Consider the following 22,409-nt stretch of genomic DNA (forward strand, 5'->3'; position numbering starts at 1 on the left):
GGGCTGCTTCGATGGCATCCCGGACCCAGCGGATTGGCTATGCTTCAGGAGGATGACTTTTCGCAGAGGGATTTATGGACGATCCAGTCGACAACAAACCGCCGAGTTTCTGGCAGATGCTGCACAGCGTCATGGCGGCGGCGTTCGGGGTTCAGAGCGGCAAGAACCGGGAAAGGGATTTCACCCACGGCAAACCCAGTCACTTTGTGATTCTGGGAGTTTTGTTCACGGCGGTGTTCGGCCTGACGCTGTTTGCCATCGTCAAGCTGGTGCTGTATCTGGCCGGGGTGTGATGGCACTGAACAGGCATCTGCCACAGGTTATCCGGGCCTTGGGAGAACGGCCCGGAGCGCGGATGTTACTGGTGACTGACCCAGAAGACCGCTGTTCCTACTACGAGAATGATCAGGAACAAAATGGCCCACGCGTCGACACTGCTGTCGCTTTTTCTGGCTTTGGTCGGGTTGCTCATTGCATCGCCTCTTGTCGGTTTTATCGGTGATTGCACAAAGACTCGATCACAGTTAAGACGATGATTGTCCGCACGACAAATGTGGATTAGATGACCGGCATTCGCGTTAGGCGATTTGGTTCTTTACATATACTCAAACATCACTTTTGCGCATAACTGCAAACGGGTATATTGCCCCGGCTCCGTGACGGAGTGCGCGGCCGTGCGCGCAGAATTGCAGAGGCAACATCGGACTCCAGCAAGCGAAAACGCAGCGTTTTCCGAGAAGCCCAAGCCTGAGAACAGGACTTATATGTACGTATACGACGAGTACGATCAGCGGATCATCGAGGACCGCGTCAAGCAGTTCCGTGATCAGACCCGACGCTATCTGGCAGGTGAGCTGAGCGAAGAAGAATTCCGCCCCCTGCGCCTGCAAAATGGCCTGTATATCCAGCGTTTCGCGCCGATGTTGCGCGTGGCCGTGCCTTACGGCCAGCTGACTTCGCGCCAGGTGCGCATGATGGCGAAGATCGCCCGCGACTACGACAAGGGCTATGCCCACATCAGTACGCGGCAGAACGTGCAGTTCAACTGGCCGGCGGTTGAAGACATCCCGGACATCCTTGCTGAACTCGCGACCGTGCAGATGCACGCCATCCAGACCAGCGGCAACTGCCTGCGCAACGTCACCACCGACCAGTTTGCCGGCGTCGCCGCCGATGAAGTGATCGACCCGCGTCCATGGTGCGAAATCGTCCGTCAGTGGACCACGTTCCACCCGGAATTCGCCTACCTGCCGCGCAAATTCAAGATCGCCGTCAACGGTTCGACCAGTGACCGCGCAGCCATTGAAGTCCACGATATCGGTCTGGAACCTGTCTATAACGCTGCCGGCGAGCTGGGCTTCCGAGTGCTGGTCGGCGGTGGCCTCGGTCGTACGCCGGTGGTTGGCGCATTCATCAATGAATTCCTGCCGTGGCAAGACCTGCTGAGCTATCTCGACGCCATCCTGCGGGTGTACAACCGCTACGGCCGTCGCGACAACAAATACAAGGCGCGGATCAAAATCCTCGTCAAGGCGCTCACGCCTGAGGTGTTCGCGCAGAAAGTCGACGCGGAAATGGAGCACCTGCGCGGTGGCCAGACCACGCTGACCGAGGCCGAACTGCATCGCGTCGCCAAGCACTTCGTCGATCCGGACTACAAGACCCTCGACAACCAGACCGCGCAACTGGCCGATCTGGACAAAGAGCATCCGGGTTTCGCCCGCTGGCGCAGCCGCAACACCCTGGCGCACAAAAAACCGGGCTATGTCGCTGTGACGCTGTCGTTGAAGCCGACCGGCGTTGCCCCGGGCGACATTACCGACAAGCAGCTCGACGCCGTCGCCGATCTGGCCGAGCGCTACAGCTTCGGTCAACTGCGCACCTCCCACGAGCAGAACATCATTCTCGCCGATGTCGAGCAGAGCCAGTTGTTCACCCTGTGGGGTGAGTTGCGTGAAAGCGGTTTCGCCACGCCGAACATCGGCCTGCTGACTGACATCATCTGCTGCCCCGGTGGTGACTTCTGCTCGCTGGCCAACGCCAAATCGATTCCGATTGCCGAATCGATCCAGCGCCGTTTCGATGACCTGGATTACCTGTTCGACATTGGCGAACTGGACCTGAACATCTCCGGCTGCATGAACGCCTGCGGTCACCACCACGTTGGCCACATCGGCATCCTCGGTGTGGACAAGAAAGGCGAAGAGTTCTACCAGGTTTCCCTCGGCGGCAGCGCCAGCCGTGATGCGAGCCTGGGCAAGATCCTCGGCCCGTCCTTCGCTCAGGAAGCCATGCCGGATGTCATTTCGAAGCTGATTGACGTGTACGTCGAACAACGTACCGAAGACGAGCGCTTCATCGACACTTATCAGCGTATTGGCATCGACCTCTTCAAGGAACGCGTCTATGCAGCGAATCATTAAGAACAACGAAGTCGTCGACGAAACCTGGCACCTGTTGCCGAAGGATTTCAACATCGATGAGATCAGCAACTGCGACGATCTGATCGTTCCTCTGCAGTTGTGGCGCGAGCACAGCCGCATGCTCAAGGCCCGCGACGGCGGTCTGGGCGTGTGGCTGGATGCTGACGAGGAAGCCGAAGAAATCGGTGAAGACGTCGGTGAGTTCCAGGTAATCGCGCTGAATTTCCCGGCGTTCACCGATGGCCGCAGTTACTCCAATGCCCGTCTGCTGCGTGACCGTTATGGTTTCAAAGGCGAGCTGCGCGCGATTGGCGACGTGCTGCGGGACCAGCTGTTCTACATGCACCGCTGTGGCTTCGACGCTTTTGCCATTCGCGCGGATAAAGACCCGTACGAAGCACTGGAAGGTCTGAAGGACTTCTCGGTGACCTACCAGGCCGCCAGTGACGAACCGCTGCCGCTGTTCCGTCGGCGCTAAGCCAGCGGGTTTATTGCGGACACAAAAACGCCGGTCATTGACCGGCGTTTTTTTATGCCTGGTGTTTACCAGAAACGTTGCTGAGTGAGGCGACTCCACCAGCTCAACAGCACGCGGTCTACCGAACCGCTGGCGGCCATGCCGATGCGTTCCTGCAGGCTTTTACGCTCGGCGTAGTGCAGGTGATAAACCTCAGCCTGTTTGGCTTTCTGCGCCAGGTATTCATCGCTGGTCTTGAGCTCGTCCACCAGTTGGTTTTCCAGCGCAGCGATACCGAGCCACACCTCACCGGTAGCCACTTCATCGATCGCCAGTTGCGGGCGGTACCGCGCCACGAAGTTTTTGAACAAGCGATGGGTGATGTCGAGGTCTTCCTGGAACTTCTCGCGGCCCTTTTCGGTGTTTTCGCCAAACACGGTCAGTGTGCGTTTGTATTCACCTGCGGTCAGCACTTCAAAGTCGATGTCGTGCTTTTTCAGCAGGCGATTGACGTTAGGCAATTGCGCGACCACGCCGATCGAACCGAGGATGGCGAACGGTGCACTGATGATCTTGTCGCCGATGCAGGCCATCATGTAACCGCCACTGGCTGCGACCTTGTCGATACAAACTGTCAGTGGCACGCCCGCATCACGGATTCGCGCAAGTTGAGACGACGCCAGACCGTAGCTGTGCACCATGCCGCCGCCACTTTCCAGACGCAGGACTACTTCGTCCTTCGGCGTGGCCAGGGTCAGCAGTGCGGTGATCTCGTGGCGCAGGCTCTCGGTGGCGGAAGCCTTGATATCGCCGTCGAAGTCGAGCACGAACACCCGGGATTTGGTCTCAGGTTTGTTCTTCTGTTTTTTCGCGCTTTTTTCCGTTTTTGCCTCGCCCTTGCGCAATGCCTTGAGCTGATCCTTGTCAAGCAAGGTCTGCTCAAGGCGTTCACGCAGCCCCTTGTAGAAATCGTTGAGCTTGCTGACCTGCAACTGCCCTGCCGATTTGCGCCGGCCCTTGCTGCGCAACGCGGCGAAACTGGCGAGCACCACCAGAATGGCGATCACCAGTGTGACGGTCTTGGCCAGGAAGCTGGCGTATTCGGTGAAAAAATCCACAGAGACTCCTCAAAGCAATGCGTGACGGTGTATCACACGCGGAATGGCTCCAGCATACCCATGCGTCGGCTCGTCGGCCAGCCGTGAAACCTCTGGCAACACGCCTGTAACGGGCATTTCAAACAAGCGTATGTTTTTTCATTGACAGCTTTACGCCATCCTCATAACCTCGCCTGACCTTCAACGTACCGGGACGACGCGGACGTGGGCAGCATCTACTTGATACGACATGGCCAGGCCTCCTTTGGTGCAGACGATTACGATGTCCTGTCGCCGACCGGTGTGCGTCAGGCAGAAATTCTCGGCCAGCACCTTGCCGACCTTGGTATCAGCTTCGATCGTTGCCTTGCCGGTGACCTGCGTCGCCAACAGCACACGGCCACCAGTGCACTGGAGCAATTCAGCGCCAGAGGCCTGCCGGTTCCAGTCCTCGAAACCGATTCCGCTTTCAACGAATTCGATGCCGACGCGGTGATCCGCGCCCTGCTCCCGGCCATGCTGCCGGAAGAGCCGGAAGCCCTCGACATCCTGCGCAACGCCGCGCAGAACCGCGGTGAATTCCAGCGCATCTTCGCCCTGATCGTCGAGCGCTGGCTTGCTGGCACTTATGACACTCCTGGCCTGGAAAGCTGGCTGGGCTTCGTCGAACGGGTTCAGGCCGGTTTGCACCGCATCCTCGATCTGGCGGAAAAGAACCAGAAAATTGCCGTGTTCACCTCCGGCGGCACCATCACTGCCCTGCTCCACCTGATTACGCAAATGCCTGCCAGACAGGCCTTTGAATTGAACTGGCAAATCGTCAACACCTCGCTCAACCAATTGAAGTTTCGTGGTCGCGAGGTGGCCCTGGCTTCCTTCAACAGTCACGCACACCTGCAACTGCTGAAGGCCCCGGAACTCATCACTTTTCGCTGAGTCCGGCTTACTGTGACCCTGGCTGTAACCACCCAGCTCCCATGACCAAGAAAGGATCGAACCATGACCTCCGTAGCTGATGCCGTAAAAGCAATGCAAGCCAAGTTCAACCCAGCCGCCGCTGCCGGTCTGGATCTGGTCTTCGGTTTCAAAATCACCGACGAAGACAAGCAATACGCACTGATCGTCAAAGACGGCACCTGCAACATTCAGGAAGGCGAAAACCCGGACGCCAACTGCACGCTGGTGCTGGATAGCGAAACCCTGAAAGGTATCGTCAGCGGCGAGACCGACGGCATGCAGGCCTTCATGAGCGGCAAGCTGCGCGTTGAAGGCGACATGATGCTGTCGATGAAACTGTCCGAGCTGTTCCCTTCGTAAGAAGCTTCTTGGTAAAACACAAATCCCGCTTATTGGCGGGATTTGTCGTTTCAACCATTGAAGACATGGCAACGTGAGTTAACGCTTGGCTGAAGCCGTCCCATCAAGCTCTTTTTTTACCTGGAGGTATGCCGCCTCTTCATCACTTTTTTCGATCAGATTCGAAGCCATCGAGCGGGGCAGGAGTTTCTTTTCTGTCACGTCCCAATCGATCGTAACGACCACGGTCTTGTTTGCAAACGTGATGAAAAGCCAATAGGAATCCACCGGCCTGTCAGGCTCGGCAAATGAACTATAGGCATACCGTATCTGGCGGTGCAGGTCCGGCGTATTCAGAATGAGGTCTTCGGTGTCCAACTTCGGAAACTGTCGCCCTACAGCGAATAACGCTTCGGTCAAGAGAACATCATTCTCAATATGTCGCAAACTTTCAGGCTTATTGCGCAGCATGGTCACTGGGCTCTCTTCAGGCGGAGTACCCATGAGACGCGGGCGATACATACCTGAACTGAACCACCGGCTGGCATCGAAACGGTTTTCTTCCGGACTCCACGGGCCGTAATACATCATTGCTTTGGCTGGCATCTGGGCTTCCTTGGCGTAAATAAATAGTCCTGCAAAGCTGGCAGCAATCAACAAGACACATAAGACGTGACGTTTGCCTATAAACTTCAGGAGCGTCATAGCGGTTTATAGGCAAGCAGGTGTTTGGGTACGCCGTCCGGTGTATCACCTGATCGAACGTCACGATGTGCGCCTAAGGCATCCAGCGGAAATCCAATCTTTCGTTCATACAATGCTCGGCTGTCATCGTGCGCCAGCAAATTGCGCTCTTCTTCAGAGACTGTTGGCGTCGGCGCCTGCGGCGCCTGTTCATCAGGTAATTGCGCCGTTGGGTCTTTGAGGGTCTTGCGATGTTCGATCAGCTTTCGTTCATAAGCGGTTTTTCGACTCAAATAATTCCGCATCGCTTGCCCATCAGCTGCTTCTCTTTCACGAATGCCCGGCACAGATCCCCGTTCCGCGGCAGTACCATAAGTTGTGTCGTAGTTGCTGCGTCTTGGAAATGCCCACACGGTGGTCCGGGTAGCATTAGCAAGAATCTGCGCCAGGCTGCGCTCGTAATGAGGATCTTCTGTTTCATTGACCTTGAAGTCGGCATCGATACCCAAACCTGTGCGACAAGCGTAGGAGTGAATTTTCGCACCATAGGCAAACGCTTCGGGTTTGAACATATACGCCTGTGCATCACGCAGACGGTAGCTATCGTTTTTATCCAGCTCGTAGCCCAACTCGATACTGCCCACCACACCATGGGAAAAAAAGTCGAGCTGTTTGATCTCGCGCCCGCGGCGTTGCCGAGCTGCGATGAAATCCACAAGACCGGATATCGAGTCCATCTCTCGGTACTGGGCCCCGTGCTGATTTTCGACAACGTCCTTCAAAGCCGTCAGCAAGTTCTCCGGATAGTCATTTTTGAAAATCAGAAATACACGCTGGATCGTGAAGTTTGGAGTGCCGGTTGGATACTTTGTGAGTTGGCGGATACCCTGATTGATAAAGCGCATCTTGTTGCCCTTCTGGCCACGAACCTTTTCATAAAGGGACATGTAAGACGCACCCACAACCGTTACGTAATCCTGTGCCAGCGTACCTTTCACTTGGGTCGTTGTATGTCGATCGCTTGTTCGAGCTTGATTCTTTTTGGGGGCTGCCACCTGCCACCTCCCTTAGTAATCTAGGCCGAGCGCATCGAGATGGGCGGCGGCTTCCTTACCCCACTGCACAACTATCGAAGTCGGGTTGGCCGTAAACACTCGCGCGGCGTTACCATGACTGTCGGTATGGCCTACGAGACGCTGCCCGTCACCCGTTTCGATGCAATAGAGCATGTCGGGAATAGCTTCGCCAGTGGCCTCATCAACCAGTTGGAAGCGCTCGCTGTGTTTAGGAACAGTGATAATCGGGGAGAAAGGTGCGGAACCGACCTGGGTGCCGACAAAAACGTCGCCAGAGCCCGTGATTATCATGCCTCCGTGGGCCGTCGCACTGCCCAAGAAAGCAATAGGCTTGCCATTGATCAAAATATTGCTGATGCCTTCGGTGACAGTGTCTCCGCACGCTGTGGTGTCTCCGACACGCAAAACTGGCATTCCATTGATGTTTACATCACCGGAACCGCTGTTACTGGGATTGGTGCCATGGCCTGTGATCGGGCATGCATTAAGATCGCTGAGTCGAGCGGCAGGCTTTGCCATCTTTAACTTCCTTGTAGTAAGCGTGGGCGCGAAATGTACCGGATCTTTATATTGGTTGAAAGCTTCAATCCAGACGTAGAATGCGAGCCGCCGCGAATGTAGCTGGCAGCGACTCATCGGCCCTTGATCGCTCCCGGAACCTGGAAATTGTCGTGTCGGATTCGCAGGCCCACACAAATCCGATCAACCCTCCTGCAACAACCGCGTATCCAGCCCAAACCGCTCTTGCGAAACCATCCTGAACTGACCTTCCGCCAGATCGCAACTCACCAGCAAATTCCACGAGTGTCGGGTGGCCACCGAAGGCACCAGAATAAATGGATGTTCAGCCAGCAGTGCGTCGGCAAACTTTCGCTGGTTGGGCGAGGTTTTTATCGGGGTGAGCCAATGCGGATTGGGCACGTCTTCCGGTTGCACGATTCTGATGCTGGCGTCGTGGGTGATTTCAAAACAGGTCAATACGTAGGGCTCCTGATCAAGTGCATCGAAGCTGCCATGGGCGGCCACCTCCAGTATCGCCGTGGAGGGGTCGACCGACGCATAAACGACTCTGCGGCCGGGCGTATTCCAGCGACCGCCGTCCCGTTTCGACCCCAGGCCGCTGTCCCAGGTCTCGCTGTACACCTCGCGATCCAGCCGCCACGCGTACCAGCGATCATCCCAGGGCAAGGGATTCATTGATAAACCCCGTATTTGATCTGGTTCAGATACTCCTCCACCATCCTGAAGCCCAACGCATTTCCAACCAGATCGAGCGGCACATAACCGTAGAAGTAAGTGGCGCGTTGCTCCAGCCATGATTCGGCCTTGGCCTGTCGCCCGAACACCTCGATGGCCAGTTCCAGCGCTGCCGCATATTGGTAGGCGATGATGCTCTGCGGCGTGTCCAGGCGCACCGACGCGCCTTCCTTGAGCAGACGTCGCACGGTTCTCACAGATTTGCCGGTGATACGTTTGACCATCTCTCCCTGTTGGTACAGTTCGGAGGTTGCGATCATGTTGACCACATCGAGCAGCGCAAATCCTTCGGCTGTGCAGCGCAGAATGAGCATCGGATCGTCGCCGGTGTCCTGCCCTCGCAACAGCAATTCCAGAGGTTTGCCCTCAAGCTTCTTCAAGCCCGTGAGCCGGGGCACTTTGGCGCTCGGCATGGCAACGTCCTCCGAGGGGCATCTCGCGCGGTCGTCGCGCCAGTAATGGCGAGGCGAGTAAGCAGGCGTATGGCTTTCAATCAGTGGGATTCGCATAGTCCATCCTTTGTCCAGGTCCAGAGCGATCTGTGCGCTCGATGACTTCAATGTCAGGACTGATCCTATAGATCCGGCGTCCGACGACCAACCTGAAAAAGTCGTCAGAAATATCCCCTCATCTGATCAAAACGCTCCTGTTTCCGTAGGACTTAAACGGAATTTTCAGCGGTTTAATCCGTTGTGGCTTTCAAGTTGGGGAGAGGGACTTTTGACTTACAATGCGCTCCACCTCCAGACACCGGCCCTGCCCCATGGACATCGACCTCGCCCGCACTTTCCTCGAAATCGTCCGCCACGGCAGTCTTGCCGCCGCCGCGCAGAAGCTGTTCGTCACACAAACGGCGATCACCGCACGGGTGCAGAAACTCGAAGGCCAGCTGGGCAGTACGCTGTTCGTGCGCAATCGCGCCGGGGCGAAGTTGACGGCCAATGGCGAAGCGTTCGTGGTCTACGCCAATCAACTGGTGCAGACCTGGGAAGCCGCGCGCCGCGACTTGCCGCTGCCCGAGGGTTATCACAACGTTCTGCACATTGGCGGTGAGGTCAGCCTGTGCAACCCGCTGATGCTCAGTTGGGCGGCGGAACTGCGGGAGAAAATCCCCGGCCACGCACTGCGCATGGAAATTCGCGACGGCGAAAATCTTTTGCGTCAGCTCGAACTCGGTGTGCTCGATGCGGCGCTGGTTTATCAACCGGAATACTGGCCGGGATTGCAGGTCGAGCAAGTGCTGGAGGAAAAACTGATTCTGGTGCGCGCGCCCGAGCGTCCGGAGCCTTACGTCTACATCGATTGGGGACCGGACTTTCGTCGTCAGCACGACGCCGCCCTGCCGGAAAAAGCCAAAGCCGCGCTGAGCTTCAACCTTGGCCCACTGGCCCTGCAATACATCCTCGAACATGGTGGCAGCGGTTATTTCCGTACCCGGGTCGTGCGCACTTATCTGGAGACCGGCGCGCTGGAAGCCGTCACCAAAGCCCCGGAATTCGGTTATCCGACCTATCTGGTGTATTCCCGCGATCGCGACTCGGCAGTGCTGCAACAGGCCTTCGATCTGTTGCGCGAGGTGATCCGCACCGATGATGACTGGTCGCAGCGCTGGAACCCGTTGAGCTGACGGGCGGCTTCAGTCCAGAGCATGGCGCTTAAGGCCGCAAGGTTCGCCCTGCACAAGTCAGCGGATCGGCTAATCTGCCGGGTATAACAACAATACCCGCAGGTGAAAGCGTTGAGGCAGACCACCGAGGCATTCCGCAGCCGCTACCGTGCGGCCATTCATCCTTTATACAATCCGTGGTTGCATGGCGCGTTCGTGTTGCTGTTCGGCATTTTCACCGTCGCTGCGTTCTGGCGCACGGTGCATTCAGTGAGCTGGCTGGAATGGCTGACAGTGCCGCTGAGCCTGTTGTTGTTCAACTTCGGCGTGTACATGGTCCATCGTCATTTAGGCCATCACAAAAAAGCTTTCGCAAAGATGTTCTACGCACGACATGCCGGGGACCATCACAGCTTTTTCACCCCCGGCCATATGACCTACGACAGCGCGCGGGACTGGCGAGTGATTCTGTTTCCAGCCTGGCTGATCGTCATTCATACGCTATTGATCACCCTGCCCCTCTGGTGGCTGCTCGCGCAGGTCAACGCCAATGTCGCCGGGCTGTTTGCCGGGTGCATGGTGTTCGGTTATCTGCTCTATGAGGTATTCCATGCCTGTGAACATCTGCCACCGCAAAATCCGTTGACTCGTTTGCCGTGGATTCGCCAGATGCGCGGTCTGCACGAACTGCATCACCGCCGCGAGCGCATGCAGGAGCGCAATTTCAACATCGTTCTGCCCTTGATGGACTACCTGTTCGGCACGCTGTACCGCGAGCCGGAACCCGCCCCTTTGAGTTATTCAAAAATGCCCATGACGCGCATGCAGCACCAGATCGATATCGCCGGCGAACCGGTCGCCGTGCTGGCTTATGCCGCCAGCGTCAGTCACTGGCCGGACTGGCATCCCTCCTCATTGAAGATTGACGGTCCGCAAGGTCCACTGCATGCCGGTGCACGTTTCGAAGAGGACATCCATGCCGGCGGACGTGCCGGTCACTTGCGCTGGGAGGTTACTGAATATCTGCCGGGCCGGCGCTGGTGCGCACGCGCGCAAAGTGATCAGGGCTTGTCCCTGCGGTTGACTTACGAGTGCTCAGTGGAGGCTGGCGGCACGCGTTTCTCGCGCACGCTGGAATATCGCTTTGACGGTTTGCTCATGCGTCTTGCCAATCGCCTGTTGCTCAAGCGGCGCATCGAGCGGGAATCTGCCGCGTCCATGCTCGCCCTGCGCGACATGGCTGCGCAATTTATCGGCGCGGCGAGGGCCAGCGCGTGAAATTACGTTATGTGCTGTGCCTGCTGATCGTTCTCGTCATCGCCTTCTTGTTGTTGCTGCCGACCAAGGTCGAACCGGTCGCCTGGACGCCGCCACTGGCGCCGTCATTGAAAGACGGCATCTACGCGGACAACCAGCGCCTCAAAGCTGTGGCGAAGGTCGGGCCGAGCGACATCGAAGGGCCTGAGGCGTTGCTACTGGAAGACGAATTCCTCATCACCGGATTGCATGACGGCAGGCTCATCCGTAGCAGCCTCGACGGTACGCAGCGCAAGGTCCTGGCCGACACCGGTGGCCGTCCACTGGGCCTGGCCCGTCATCCGAATGGCATGCTGGTAGTTGCCGATGCGGTCAAAGGCTTGCTGTCGCTGGATGCGCAGGGCCGCGTGATTCCGTTGACCACCGAGGCCAACGGCGTGCCATTTGGATTTACCGATGATGTAGCGGTCGACAAGTCAGGCCACTACGCCTACTTCAGCGATGCCTCGAGCCGTTGGGGCTATGGTCATGACGGCGAGGCGATCATTGAACACGGCGCCGACGGACGTCTGCTGCGCTACGACTTTCAAACCGGCAAGACCAGCGTCTTGCTCGACAAGTTGCAGTTTGCCAATGGCGTCACTCTTGGTCCGGACGAGGCCTATGTGCTGGTCAATGAAACCGGCGCTTATCGCATCAGCCGTTACTGGCTGAGCGGGCCGAAGGCCGGTACCCATGATGTGTTCATCGACAACTTGCCGGGGCTTCCGGACAACCTCTCGTTCAATGGCAGCAATCGCTTTTGGGTAGCGCTGTATGCGCCGCGCAATGCCTTGCTCGATGGCACCGCTGAACACCCGTTCGTGCGCAAGATGATCGTGCGGGCGTTGACGGTTTTGCCCAAGCCTGTCGAAAAGCGCGGGTTTGTGCTGGGACTGGACCTGGACGGCAAGGTGATTGCCAATCTGCAGGACGCGAGCGAAGGCAATTATTCGCCGATTACCACGGTGCGCGAGTATGGGCAGTGGTTGTATTTCGGCTCGTTGAAGGCCATGCATATGGGGCGAATGGGGTTGGATGCGGCGCTTAAGTAAAACAGAAAAATTTTCACCGTATGGACCGACGATATCGCTGGCAAGCCAGCTCCCACAGTGTCCGTGTGAACTCCAAATATGTGTTCACCAGATGAACCTGTGGGAGCTGGCTTGCCAGCGATAGCGGTCTGTCAGTTGCCGGACCGGTCGAACTTCTCCGGATCTTCATCCTCCGGCAGTTCTTTCACGGTTTTTTCCGGATGCGCTGTGGTATGCGCCGGGCTGTTCGGTTCAGGACGGGTAGGAATCGGGTCGAAACCACCCTGCTCTTCACTGGGGAATTTGGGGTCGTTCATATGGCACCTCGCAACGAGTCGATGGTTTGCAGACTCTGCACATTGGAGGTGCCATTGGCCGTAGCCGTTCCCTTCAGAAAATGACCACGGGTCGGGCGACTACTGTCCCGTCAGCGGCTGCCCGGCGAGTTGAGCAACGATCTGTTCCTTGACGATCACGCGCTTCTCTTTGAGCTTTTTCAATTCGTCGTCAGTGGGGGCGTCTGACTGGGCGTTCTCGGCTTCGACCACGGCTTTATCCACGTCGAAGTACTTGTTGAGCAGCGAATCCAGCTTCGGATCCTCGGAGCGTTTTTGCTCGATCTCTTCCTTCTTGCAGCCCAGGTCCTGATACAGATCATGTGAAACCGGCATGAAACACCTCCATCAATTTGATCGACAACCAGCGCGACCGATGCGCTGACTCATTATCAGCATGGCCTTGCCCGATGACTTCTGTCGACTCCCTGTCAGACCAGCGGTTGCCGTTCGTCGCCCTGTCGTAAATGCGATAAAACCTTTGGCGTCTGCGCTCGCTCCATTGGATAACGCTCACAAAAACCTGCGTGGAGATACCCAATGGACGGATTCAACCTGCGTCATCTCGCTCTGGCTGTTGCACTGTCTGCCGGCATGGGCAGCGCCTTTGCCGCGACCGACAACGACTTTGTCGACAATGCCGCCGCTGGTGGCATCGCCGAAATCGAAACCAGCAAGCTGGCACTGGAAAAAAGCCAGTCAGCCGACATCAAAGCCTTCGCTAACCAAATGATCGCTGATCACACCAAGGCCAATGAAGAGCTGAAGAAGATCGCGACCACCAATGACATCGAAGTCCCTGACGACACCACCCTGGTCAAGCAGGCCAAGGAAAAGATTCTCGACATGCGCGATGAATCCTTCGATGCGGCCTACGCCAACAACCAGGTCAAGGCTCACGAAGAGACCATCGCGCTGTTCAAGAAGCAGGCGAACACCGTGACCGATGACAAGGCCAAGGGCGCTACTGAACTGAAAGCGTTTGCGCAGAAGATGTTGCCAGCGCTGGAAAAACACCTGGCCCACGCCAAAGAGCTGCAAGCCAAACATCCGAGCAAGTAACCGGCCGGCAATAAAAAGGCCGCATCCTTCGATGCGGCCTTTTTGCGTTTCAGCGATCAACCGCCATCGGTGTCAATATCGGCGTCGGTGCTTTCGCCCGGTTCAGGACGGTCAGGGTCAGGCTTGAAGCCGGGGCTGAAGTCGTTGCTGTTGTCGTTGTGATGCTGCTTCTGATCGACCTCGGCAGCCGCGCTGTCCGCCTGCCCTTCTTCAACCGGCGCGGGAGTATTTTGCCCCGGTGTTTGCGGGTCGATGGCCGGGTCGTTGCGGTTAATTGACTCTGAGGACTGATTTTGCTGTTGCGGAGCTTGCTCGTTCATATCCACCTCATTCATAGTCCTGCCTCCTTCTTCCAGCACGACTGGAAAACGTCGGGCATGCAGATTCGAAGCCTGACGCCGTAGATTCGTTCAAAAGATCGTTGCCTGCCGCCACGCCGACTAGAGTTACCGGGGCGTTCGACGCGGCAGGCAGAAAAATTCATCGCTAGCTGAACAACTATTTCAAGCGGTAAATGTCAGTCAAATCGCGCCGGTCATTTCGCCGAGCCGGCCCATATACGTAACGGAGCGACACGCACATGGCAGCACTGCAGAACAGCACAGTTGAAGCAATCAAGAACAACCAGACTCAGCTGTTGAGCGAGTGGACCAAACGCCTCGAAGCCAGCGGCGCCACACGCAACCTCAAGGAACACGACCTCGCTCAGCAAACCCGCGACTTGCTGGGCCTGCTCCTGGCGGGTCTGGAAAACGGCAACGGCAGCAAGATTGCCGCTGCGGGTTGGGAGGATACCCGTCAGTTCCTTGAAAAGCTGTCGCAGAGCCGCGCCCTGCTCGGCCAGGATTCCCAGCAAACCGCCAATTTCATCTTTGCCCTGAAAGGCCCGTTGTTCGCCCTGCTGCAAAACCATTATCAGGACCAGCCAGCACTGCTTGCCGAGCAATTGCTGGAAATCTCCGAATTGCTCGACACCGTCGGTATGCACACCATCGGCACCTTCCAGAAATCCCGCGAAGCGGTGATCAAGCGTCAACAGGAAGAGCTGCTGGAACTGTCGACTCCGGTGGTCAAGCTGTGGGATGGCGTCCTCGCCCTGCCAATGATCGGCACCCTCGATTCGCAGCGCACCCAAGTAGTCATGGAATCGCTGCTGCAACGCATCGTCGACACCGGTTCGGAAATCGCCATCATCGACATCACCGGCGTGCCGACCGTTGACACTCTGGTCGCCCAGCACCTGCTGAAAACCGTGACCGCAATCCGCCTGATGGGCGCTGACTGCATCATCAGCGGCGTGCGTCCGCAGATTGCGCAAACCATCGTGCACCTGGGTCTGGATCTGCAAGGCGTAGTGACCAAGGCCAATCTGGCCGACGCATTGAAACTGGCCCTGACCCGCTTGGGTGTCAGCCTCGTCAAGACGGCTTGACCATGGAACGTATTCCGATTCTTCAAATGGGCGATATCTTGCTGGTGACCATTCAGGTCGACATGCATGACCAACTCGCCCTGACCCTGCAGGACGATCTGTCCGAGCGCATCAGCCGGACATCCGCCCGGGGCGTGCTGATCGACATCACGGCGCTGGATATGGTCGATTCGTTCATCGGGCGCATGATCGGCGACATTTCCGGGCTGTCGAAAATCATGGACGCCAAAACCGTGCTGGTCGGCATGCAGCCGGCAGTGGCGATCACGCTCGTTGAGCTGGGCATGACTTTGCCAGACGTGAGCACCGCCCTGAACGTCGAACGCGGGATGAAACTGCTGCGGGAACGAGTACTTGCACAATGACCGTGCGCAGTAGCGGTACGCAACCCATTCTCATTGAACAGGACGTAGTGCTGGCCCGCCAGACCACGCGCAAACTCGCCACCGAATGTGGCATGCGCCTGATCGACCTGACCAAACTGGTGACCGCTGTCAGTGAGCTGGCGCGTAACACCATGGTCTACGGCGGCGGCGGCGACATGGACTGGCAGATTCTCGAGGAAAACGGCCGGGTCGGTTTGCGCATCACCTTCCGCGACGAAGGCCCTGGCATCCCCGACATCAAACTGGCGATGACCGACGGCTGGACCTCCGGCAGCGGGTTGGGCCTTGGCCTGACTGGCGCCAAGCGCCTGGTCAATGAATTCGAACTCGACACTGAGCCCGGCAAAGGCACGCGCATTACGATCACACGATGGACATGAATATCACCGGGTCGTTGACCCAGGTTCTGCCGATCGAGGACAGCAGCCAGATCGGCCACGCGCGGCGCACCGCGCAGAAACTCGCCGAGCAGCATGGCTTCGACGAAAACGATGCCGGCCGCGTGGCGCTGGTCGCGACCGAACTGGCGAGCAACGTGCTCAAGCATGCCCAGCGCGGCGAGTTTCATCTGCGTGTGCTGGCTCGGCCGGATAGCGGTTTCGGCATCGAAATGCAGACCGTGGATCGGGCGCAGGGCTTTGATCTGGATGCCTGTCTGGCGGATGGCTTTTCCACTGGCGGAACGCAGGGCATCGGCCTCGGCGCCGTATCGCGGCAGACCAATGTCTTCGATGTCTACGCCGACCACCGTGGCGCGGTGTTGCTGGCGCGGATCTTTGCCCGCAGCGATCGGCAGGCCGATATCCGCTTCGGGGTCAGCCAGCATTCGCTGCATGCCGATCCGGCGTGCGGCGATGTCTGGCATCTGAAATATGAAGGTTCGCGGATCAGCGCGCTGGTGGTCGATGGCCTCGGCCATGGCGAAGACGCCGAACGTGCCGGCCTGGCCGGTGCCCGGGCATTCGCCCGGGCACCGTTTGCCGATCCTGTGGTATTGATGGAAGACCTGCATCAGGAAATGCTCGGCACGCGCGGTGGCGCCGTCGCTTTCGCGCAGTTTGACAGCCAGCGCGACGGCCTGACGTTCGCCGGTGTCGGTAACATCGGCGCCAGTCTGCTGGAGCCTGGCAAATCCCGCGGTCTGGCCTCACACCCCGGTATCGTTGGTGGCCAGTACCGTAAAGCCAAACCCTTTGACTATGCTCACGTGAACGGACATTTATTGATCATGTACAGCGACGGCCTACAGTCCCGTTGGAATCTTGCAGACTACCCCGGCCTGGTGCATCGCCATCCTGCCGTGATAGCCAGCGTCCTGCACCGCGACTTTTGTCGTGGCCGCGATGACGTGACGGTGCTGGTCGTGGCTCTGGAGGCCGCCCATGGCTGAATCGACAACCCTGAGCCCTGCTGAACAGGCGGCGCTCATCGCTCAGTTGCAGCGCGAAACCACTGCCCTGCGCGAAGAACTCGATGAAACCAACCAGGGTGTTCTGGCGCTGTACGCCGAGCTCGACAATCAGGCCGAAGAACTGCGTCAGGCATCGGATCTCAAGAGCCGTTTCCTGTCGTACATGAGCCATGAATTCCGCACACCGCTGGGCTCGATACTGAGCATCAACAGTCTGCTCGCTGACGAACTCGACGGTCCGCTCAGCCCTGAACAGCACAAGCAGGTAGCCTTCGTCAGCACCGCTGCCCGCGAGCTCAGCGACATGGTTGATGACCTGCTCGATCTGGCGAAGATCGAAGCCGGGCGCATCAGCATTTCCCCGGCCTGGTTCGACATGTTCGACCTGTTCTCCGCCCTGCGCGGGATGTTCCGGCCAATCGTCGACGCCTCGGCGGTGGATCTGATCTTCGAAGAGCCGCTGGGCCTGCCGCGCCTGTATACCGATGACAAGAAGCTCGGGCAGATCCTGCGCAACTTCATTTCCAACTCACTGAAATTCACCACCCGTGGCGAAGTGCGGGTATCGGCGCGAATGGAAGGTGAAGACAAAGTGCGCTTTGCCGTCAGCGACACCGGCATCGGCATCGCGGCCGAACTGCATGACACGCTGTTCGAAGACTTCTCCCAAGTCGATTCGCCATTGCAGAAACGTCTGCGCGGCACCGGTCTGGGTCTGTCACTGTGCAAGCGTTTCGCCGCCCTGCTCGGCGGTGAAGTCGGGGTAGACAGTACGCCGGGCGTCGGCTCGACGTTCTTTGTCATCATCCCGCTGGCAATCGCTCTGGAGAACGTCGATGAATCGTGACATCCGCCTGTTGATCGTCGATGACAACGTCGCCACCCGTTACGCCCTGCGCCGGCGCCTGGAGAACCATGGCTACACGGTGCTCGAAGCCGGCACCGGCAGCGACGGACTGGCCCTGATCGAGAGCGAAGCCCTCGATGCGTTGATCCTCGACGTCAACCTGCCGGACATGAGCGGTTTCGACATCGTCCGCCTGCTGCGCGCCGACCCGGGCACCGCGCTGCTGCCAGTGATTCATGTGTCAGCGGCGTCGATCCAGACCGGCGACATCATCACCGGCCTCAACGCGGGCGCCGATGCCTATCTGATTCACCCGGTCGACCCGGATGTGCTCTTGGCGACGCTGCGTACCCTGCTGCGGGTGCGCGACACGGAAAATGCCCTGCGCGAAAGCGAGGCGCGTTTCCGCGAGATCTTCGCTAACGTCTCGGCGCCGATCGCGGTGCTCGATGCCAATCTGAAAGTGCATGAGTGCAATCACGCATTTGCCCAATTGATCGTCGATAACCGCGATCAGCAGGCGCTGCGTGAATGCTTCGCCGAAGATCAATGCTCGATCCTCGATGAACTGCGTCTGCGTCTGGTCGACGGCGAGCGCTGGAAAGGCACGCTGAACATGCGCGTGCAGGGCGAGATTCGCGAGACGCAATGGCAGATTTCGCCGTATCGCACGCCGGAGCTGAGCCTGGTGTTTGTCGAGGACGTCACCGAACACCGCCACCGCGAGCGCTCGCATCTGGCGCGACTGGATGACACCACCACGCAGCTGGCCAAGGAAGTCGCCGAGCGCGTGCACGCCGAAGCGCAATTGTTGCAAGTGCAGAAAATGGATGCGCTGGGCAAGCTCACCGGCGGTATCGCCCACGACTTCAACAACCTGCTCACCGGGATCATTACCAGTCTGGAACTGATCCAGAAACGCGTGGCCGATGAGCGTCTGGACAAGGTGCAGTTCTATACCGAAGCAGCGCTGAATTCAGCGATGAGCGCGGCCTCGCTGACCCATCGTCTGCTGGCATTTGCCCGTCAGCAGCCGCTCGATACACGGCCGGTGGACATCAACGAGCATGTCCGCTCGCTGGAAGAATTGCTGGTGCGCACCATCGGCGAGCGCATCACCCTCAAGCTGGAACTGACCAACAAACCGGCGATTGCGCTGGTCGACCCGGTGCAGCTGGAAAGCGCGGTGCTCAATCTGGTGATCAACGCCCGTGATGCCCTGCCCTCGGGCGGCAATATCTGGGTCAATACTTACGCCGCTTATTCCCATGGCGATCCGAATCTGGCCGATGGCGCGTACGTGGCGCTGTCGGTACGCGACGACGGCACCGGCATCGAACATAACGTGATCGACAAAGTGTTCGAACCGTTTTTCACCACCAAGCCTTTGGGCCAGGGCACCGGGCTCGGTCTGTCGACGATCTACGGTTTTGCCCGTCAGTCCGGCGGTGACGCGCACATCCGCAGCGTCGCCCGACGTGGCACCGAAGTGACCATCATGCTGCCCGGCACCAACGACCCGACCGGGGCCGACGCACCTGTGCCCGTGCCTGACGCGAAAGGCAGTGGCGAGCATGTGCTGATCGTCGAGGACATGGCCACGGTGCGCTTGTTCGTCACCGAAGTGCTGGAGGATGCCGGCTATCGCTGCACGCAAGCGGCGGATATCGAATCGGCGCTGGAGCGCTTGCAGAACGACCCGTCGATCGACCTGCTGCTGACCGACGTCGGCCTGCCGCGCATGAGCGGGCGGGAGTTGGCGGATGTTGCCCGTGGCTGGCACGAAGGGCTGCCGATCCTGTTCATGACCGGCTACGCCGAAACCGCGCTCAACCGCCAGGTCTTCCTCGGCACCGGCATGGACATGCTGGTCAAACCGTTCCAGATCAGCGAACTGCTCGACAAGGTCCGCCGTACGCTGGATGGCGCCTGAACTGGCGCCATCGCTGGCAAGCCAGCTCCCACAGGGGGCATCAGTGTGCGCAGATTTTCGGCAACAACTTGAATTTCTGTGGGAGCTGGCTTGCCAGCGATGGCGGCCAGCAAGGCGCTGCAGTTATCGGCTTAAAGCACGGGCAAGAAACGGCGCGGTCTTGCTCTTCTTGCTGGCGGCGACTTTCTGCGGTGTGCCGGCAGCGACGATCCTGCCGCCCTGATCGCCGGCCCCGGGGCCGATGTCGATCACCCAGTCACTCTGCGCGACGACGCGCATTTCGTGTTCGACGACGATCACCGTGTGCCCCGCCGTTACCAGCGTATCGAGTTGTTCCAGCAACCGATCGACATCTCTCGGGTGCAATCCCGTGGTCGGTTCATCCAGTACATACAAGGTCGCGCCACGCTGGCTGCGCTGCAACTCGGTCGCCAGTTTGATCCGCTGCGCTTCACCACCGGACAGTTCCGTGGCCGGTTGCCCCAGGCGCAGATAACCCAGGCCGATATCGCGCAGCACTTCCAGCGAACGACGAATCCCCGCCTGCTCGGCAAACACCGCCACCGCCTCATCGACGGTCAGTTGCAGCACCTGGGCGATGCTCAAGCCCTGCCAGAGAATCGCCAATGTCTGCGGGTTATACCGCGCTCCGTGGCAGGTCGGGCACGGCGCATACACGCTGGGCATGAACAGCAATTCCACACTGACAAAACCTTCGCCCTCACACGTGGCGCAACGGCCCTTGGCGACGTTGAAAGAAAACTGCCCGGCATCATAGCCCGCCGCTTGTGCCTCAGGTGTCGCGGCGAACAGCTTGCGCACGTTGTCGAACAAGCCGGTGTAAGTCGCCAGATTGGAGCGCGGCGTGCGTCCGATGGGTCTCTGATCAACCTGCACCAGCCGTTTGATCGACTCCAGGCCGGCGCTGATCTGCCCGGTGCTGGGCGGCGGCGTGTCATCTTCCAGGCTCGGTTCTTCTGACTCGGCCTCGGCCACTGGACGGCCCAACTGCGCGCCGACCAGTTCCAGCAAGGCCTGACTGACCAGACTCGATTTGCCAGATCCCGATACGCCGGTCACCGAGGTGAAACAGCCCAAGGGGAATTCGGCGCTAAGATTATTCAGGTTATTGCGCGTCACGCCGTCGAGCTTCAGCCAGCCGCTCGGCTTGCGCGCGGCGCGCTCAGGGCGTTGGTTTTCGGCAAACAGATAAGCGCGGGTCTGCGAATCTGCAATATCAGCAAGTCCCGCAGGCGGACCGCTGTACAGCACGCGCCCGCCCTTTTCGCCCGCCGCCGGGCCGACGTCAATCAGCCAGTCGGCACGGCGCATGGTTTCGACATCGTGTTCGACCACAAACAGCGTGTTGCCGTCGGCCTTCAAGCGCTGCAATGCCTCGAACAACGCCTCGCCATCCGCCGGATGCAGACCGGCAGACGGTTCGTCCAGGACATAAATCACCCCGAACAGCTGCGAACCCAATTGCGTGGCCAGGCGCAAACGCTGCAACTCGCCCGACGACAAGGTCGGCGTACTGCGTTCCAGCGCCAGATAACCCAGGCCGAGATCGGTCAGGGTGCTGACCCGCTCCAGCAAATCCTCAGCGATGCGCTGCGCCGCCAGACGCTTTTCCAGCGACAGGTTCGGCGTATGGCGCACGTCCGGCGCGCTGGCGTGACCGCTGGCCCCATGGGCGACCCGCTGCTGACGCGCCTCGCGGGTTTGCGCATGGCTGAGGGTGTCGCCGCTCTCCTCGGCCTGTTCCAGATAATTCGCCGCCGCTACAGGCCGCAGCACTTCGGCCACTTGCAGCAACGGCATCTGCGACAACTCGCCAATGTCGTAGCCGGCAAAGGTCACCGACAACGCCTCGCGCTTGAGCCGTTTGCCCTCGCACAATGGGCACGGGCTACCGCGCATGAACTGTGAAACACGCTTCTTCATCAGCGCACTTTGCGAGTGAGTGAAGGTGTGCAGGATATAGCGCCGGGCGCCGGTGAAGGTGCCCTGATAACTCGGTTCCATCTTGCGCTTGAGCGCGACGCGGGTTTCTTCCGGGGTCAGCCCGGCGTACACCGGCACCGTCGGCGTCTCTTCAGTGAAGAGAATCCAGTCGCGCTGCTTTTTCGGCAGTTTTTTCCACGGAATGTCGACATCGATGCCCATGGTCACGAGGATGTCGCGCAGGTTCTGCCCTTGCCAGGCCAAGGGCCAGGACGCCACTGCACGCTGGCGGATGGTCAGGTTCGGGTCCGGCACCATCAGCGCTTCGGTGACTTCATAGACGCGACCAAGTCCATGACACTCCGGACAGGCGCCCTGCGGCGTGTTCGGTGAAAAATCCTCGGCATACAGCATTGGCTGCCCCGGCGGGTAACTCCCGGCGCGGGAATAGAGCATGCGGATCAGGCTCGACAACGTCGTCACGCTGCCCACCGACGAACGCGCGCTCGGCGTGCCGCGCTGCTGTTGCAAAGCGACGGCGGGCGGCAGTCCTTCGATGGAATCGACATCCGGCACGCCGACCTGATCGATCAGCCGCCGCGCGTACGGCGCCACCGATTCGAAATACCGCCGCTGGGCCTCGGCATACAGCGTGGAAAACGCCAGCGACGACTTGCCCGAACCGGAGACACCGGTGAACACCACCAGCGCATCGCGCGGAATATCGACATCAACGTTCTTCAGGTTATGTTCGCGGGCGCCGCGCACACGAACCATGCCGGCGGGTGCTTTGGAATTGCGCTTGGAAATCATCGGCCTGCCTTGATTGAAAA

General features: G+C 58.9%; 24 protein-coding genes and 2 pseudogenes. 16 read left to right on the forward strand and 10 right to left on the reverse strand.

The genetic code is table 11. From position 1 onward, the window contains the following. Window positions 1–74 precede the first annotated feature (74 nt). From AB4N48_RS12030 to AB4N48_RS12040, 3 genes are all read left to right on the forward strand, one after another. Window positions 75–293 (forward strand): DUF2970 domain-containing protein, encoded by a 219-nt coding sequence (locus tag AB4N48_RS12030; RefSeq protein ID WP_016774481.1) that lies wholly within the window; start codon window positions 75–77, stop codon window positions 291–293. A gap of 471 nt (window positions 294–764) precedes the next feature. Further along, the gene (locus AB4N48_RS12035; RefSeq protein WP_056785207.1) at window positions 765–2,423 is read left to right on the forward strand and encodes a nitrite/sulfite reductase; all 1,659 of its coding nucleotides are present in this window, start codon (window positions 765–767) and stop codon (window positions 2,421–2,423) included. Beyond that, window positions 2,407–2,901 (forward strand): DUF934 domain-containing protein, encoded by a 495-nt coding sequence (locus AB4N48_RS12040; protein ID WP_041478697.1) that lies wholly within the window; start codon window positions 2,407–2,409, stop codon window positions 2,899–2,901. The genes AB4N48_RS12035 and AB4N48_RS12040 overlap by 17 nt, the downstream gene beginning before the upstream one ends. A 65-nt stretch (window positions 2,902–2,966) precedes the next feature. Here AB4N48_RS12040 and sohB read toward each other — a convergent pair whose 3' ends face one another. Further along, window positions 2,967–3,998, reverse strand: coding sequence for a protease SohB (sohB, locus tag AB4N48_RS12045; RefSeq protein ID WP_016774479.1), 1,032 nt, complete (start codon window positions 3,996–3,998; stop codon window positions 2,967–2,969). Between the two features lie 204 nt (window positions 3,999–4,202). Here sohB and AB4N48_RS12050 point away from each other — a divergent pair, with 204 nt between their 5' ends. Together AB4N48_RS12050 and AB4N48_RS12055 are read left to right on the forward strand one after the other, a co-directional pair. Then, window positions 4,203–4,913, forward strand: a complete 711-nt coding sequence (locus AB4N48_RS12050) for a histidine phosphatase family protein (protein ID WP_016774478.1) — start codon at window positions 4,203–4,205, stop codon at window positions 4,911–4,913. A 63-nt stretch (window positions 4,914–4,976) separates the two neighbouring features. Further along, window positions 4,977–5,294 (forward strand): SCP2 sterol-binding domain-containing protein, encoded by a 318-nt coding sequence (locus AB4N48_RS12055; RefSeq protein ID WP_095179730.1) that lies wholly within the window; start codon window positions 4,977–4,979, stop codon window positions 5,292–5,294. A 78-nt stretch (window positions 5,295–5,372) separates the two neighbouring features. Here AB4N48_RS12055 and AB4N48_RS12060 read toward each other — a convergent pair whose 3' ends face one another. The 5 genes from AB4N48_RS12060 to AB4N48_RS12080 all read right to left on the reverse strand — a co-directional run bounded on the left by AB4N48_RS12060 (window position 5,373) and on the right by AB4N48_RS12080 (window position 8,799). Further along, the gene (locus AB4N48_RS12060) at window positions 5,373–5,879 is read right to left on the reverse strand and encodes a hypothetical protein (RefSeq protein ID WP_150635533.1); all 507 of its coding nucleotides are present in this window, start codon (window positions 5,877–5,879) and stop codon (window positions 5,373–5,375) included. Between the two features lie 95 nt (window positions 5,880–5,974). Continuing rightward, window positions 5,975–7,012: a hypothetical protein gene (locus AB4N48_RS12065; protein WP_156388169.1), complete on the reverse strand. Its 1,038-nt coding sequence runs from the start codon at window positions 7,010–7,012 to the stop codon at window positions 5,975–5,977. A 12-nt stretch (window positions 7,013–7,024) separates the two neighbouring features. Beyond that, window positions 7,025–7,552: a PAAR domain-containing protein gene (locus AB4N48_RS12070; protein WP_041478692.1), complete on the reverse strand. Its 528-nt coding sequence runs from the start codon at window positions 7,550–7,552 to the stop codon at window positions 7,025–7,027. Window positions 7,553–7,735: 183 nt separating this feature from the next. Beyond that, window positions 7,736–8,230 carry an RES family NAD+ phosphorylase gene (locus AB4N48_RS12075; protein ID WP_252869340.1) on the reverse strand — a complete coding sequence of 165 codons (495 nt, stop codon included), beginning with the start codon at window positions 8,228–8,230 and terminating at the stop codon, window positions 7,736–7,738. Further along, window positions 8,227–8,799, reverse strand: coding sequence for an MbcA/ParS/Xre antitoxin family protein (locus tag AB4N48_RS12080; protein ID WP_353957144.1), 573 nt, complete (start codon window positions 8,797–8,799; stop codon window positions 8,227–8,229). Before AB4N48_RS12080 ends, AB4N48_RS12075 begins: the two co-directional genes overlap by 4 nt. A 254-nt stretch (window positions 8,800–9,053) precedes the next feature. Between AB4N48_RS12080 and AB4N48_RS12085 the strand changes: the two genes are divergently transcribed. From AB4N48_RS12085 to AB4N48_RS12095, 3 genes are all read left to right on the forward strand, one after another. Next, complete coding sequence (locus AB4N48_RS12085; protein WP_056785192.1) at window positions 9,054–9,917, forward strand: LysR family transcriptional regulator; 864 nt, start codon at window positions 9,054–9,056, stop codon at window positions 9,915–9,917. Between the two features lie 111 nt (window positions 9,918–10,028). Then, complete coding sequence (locus AB4N48_RS12090; protein WP_252869339.1) at window positions 10,029–11,174, forward strand: sterol desaturase/SRPBCC family protein; 1,146 nt, start codon at window positions 10,029–10,031, stop codon at window positions 11,172–11,174. Further along, window positions 11,171–12,247 (forward strand): SMP-30/gluconolactonase/LRE family protein, encoded by a 1,077-nt coding sequence (locus tag AB4N48_RS12095; RefSeq protein ID WP_150635537.1) that lies wholly within the window; start codon window positions 11,171–11,173, stop codon window positions 12,245–12,247. The genes AB4N48_RS12090 and AB4N48_RS12095 overlap by 4 nt, the downstream gene beginning before the upstream one ends. A gap of 131 nt (window positions 12,248–12,378) precedes the next feature. Here AB4N48_RS12095 and AB4N48_RS12100 read toward each other — a convergent pair whose 3' ends face one another. Both AB4N48_RS12100 and AB4N48_RS12105 read right to left on the reverse strand, forming a co-directional pair. Further along, window positions 12,379–12,543, reverse strand: a complete 165-nt coding sequence (locus AB4N48_RS12100; protein ID WP_016774471.1) for a hypothetical protein — start codon at window positions 12,541–12,543, stop codon at window positions 12,379–12,381. 99 nt (window positions 12,544–12,642) lie between these two features. After that, a complete protein-coding gene (locus tag AB4N48_RS12105; RefSeq protein WP_041478686.1) occupies window positions 12,643–12,897 on the reverse strand; it encodes a DUF465 domain-containing protein in 255 nt (84 codons plus the stop codon). A 204-nt stretch (window positions 12,898–13,101) separates the two neighbouring features. On the opposite strand from AB4N48_RS12105, the gene AB4N48_RS12110 reads away from it, so the two are divergent. Further along, window positions 13,102–13,623: a DUF4142 domain-containing protein gene (locus AB4N48_RS12110; RefSeq protein WP_460095499.1), complete on the forward strand. Its 522-nt coding sequence runs from the start codon at window positions 13,102–13,104 to the stop codon at window positions 13,621–13,623. A 56-nt stretch (window positions 13,624–13,679) separates the two neighbouring features. On the opposite strand, the gene AB4N48_RS12115 is transcribed toward AB4N48_RS12110, so the two are convergent. Continuing rightward, entirely contained in the window at window positions 13,680–13,943 is a 264-nt protein-coding gene (locus AB4N48_RS12115) for a hypothetical protein (RefSeq protein WP_110647015.1), read from the reverse strand. A gap of 260 nt (window positions 13,944–14,203) precedes the next feature. Here AB4N48_RS12115 and AB4N48_RS12120 point away from each other — a divergent pair, with 260 nt between their 5' ends. The 7 genes and pseudogenes from AB4N48_RS12120 to AB4N48_RS12150 form a co-directional block, all read left to right on the forward strand. Then, window positions 14,204–15,055, forward strand: a complete 852-nt coding sequence (locus AB4N48_RS12120) for an STAS domain-containing protein (protein ID WP_150741992.1) — start codon at window positions 14,204–14,206, stop codon at window positions 15,053–15,055. A 2-nt stretch (window positions 15,056–15,057) separates the two neighbouring features. After that, window positions 15,058–15,420 (forward strand): STAS domain-containing protein, encoded by a 363-nt coding sequence (locus tag AB4N48_RS12125; RefSeq protein WP_056785183.1) that lies wholly within the window; start codon window positions 15,058–15,060, stop codon window positions 15,418–15,420. Then, entirely contained in the window at window positions 15,417–15,821 is a 405-nt protein-coding gene (locus AB4N48_RS12130; RefSeq protein ID WP_016774465.1) for an anti-sigma regulatory factor, read from the forward strand. Before AB4N48_RS12125 ends, AB4N48_RS12130 begins: the two co-directional genes overlap by 4 nt. Continuing rightward, on the forward strand, window positions 15,818–16,831 hold the full coding sequence (locus AB4N48_RS12135; protein WP_041478792.1) for an ATP-binding protein: 1,014 nt from the start codon (window positions 15,818–15,820) through the stop codon (window positions 16,829–16,831). Before AB4N48_RS12130 ends, AB4N48_RS12135 begins: the two co-directional genes overlap by 4 nt. Continuing rightward, window positions 16,824–17,699 (forward strand): sensor histidine kinase, encoded by an 876-nt coding sequence (locus AB4N48_RS12140; RefSeq protein ID WP_252869336.1) that lies wholly within the window; start codon window positions 16,824–16,826, stop codon window positions 17,697–17,699. Before AB4N48_RS12135 ends, AB4N48_RS12140 begins: the two co-directional genes overlap by 8 nt. After that, window positions 17,689–18,672 (forward strand): annotated as a pseudogene (locus AB4N48_RS12145) (ATP-binding response regulator); the annotation flags it as partial. The gene AB4N48_RS12140 and the pseudogene AB4N48_RS12145, both read left to right, overlap by 11 nt. Window positions 18,673–18,921: 249 nt before the next feature. Continuing rightward, a pseudogene (locus AB4N48_RS12150) lies at window positions 18,922–19,632 on the forward strand (response regulator); the annotation flags it as partial. Between the two features lie 123 nt (window positions 19,633–19,755). On the opposite strand, the gene AB4N48_RS12155 reads toward AB4N48_RS12150, so the two are convergent. After that, a complete protein-coding gene (locus AB4N48_RS12155; protein ID WP_375123539.1) occupies window positions 19,756–22,389 on the reverse strand; it encodes an excinuclease ABC subunit UvrA in 2,634 nt (877 codons plus the stop codon). Between the last annotated feature and the right edge of the window lie 20 nt (window positions 22,390–22,409).

The sequence above is a fragment of the Pseudomonas sp. S2_C11 genome, from assembly GCF_054668395.1.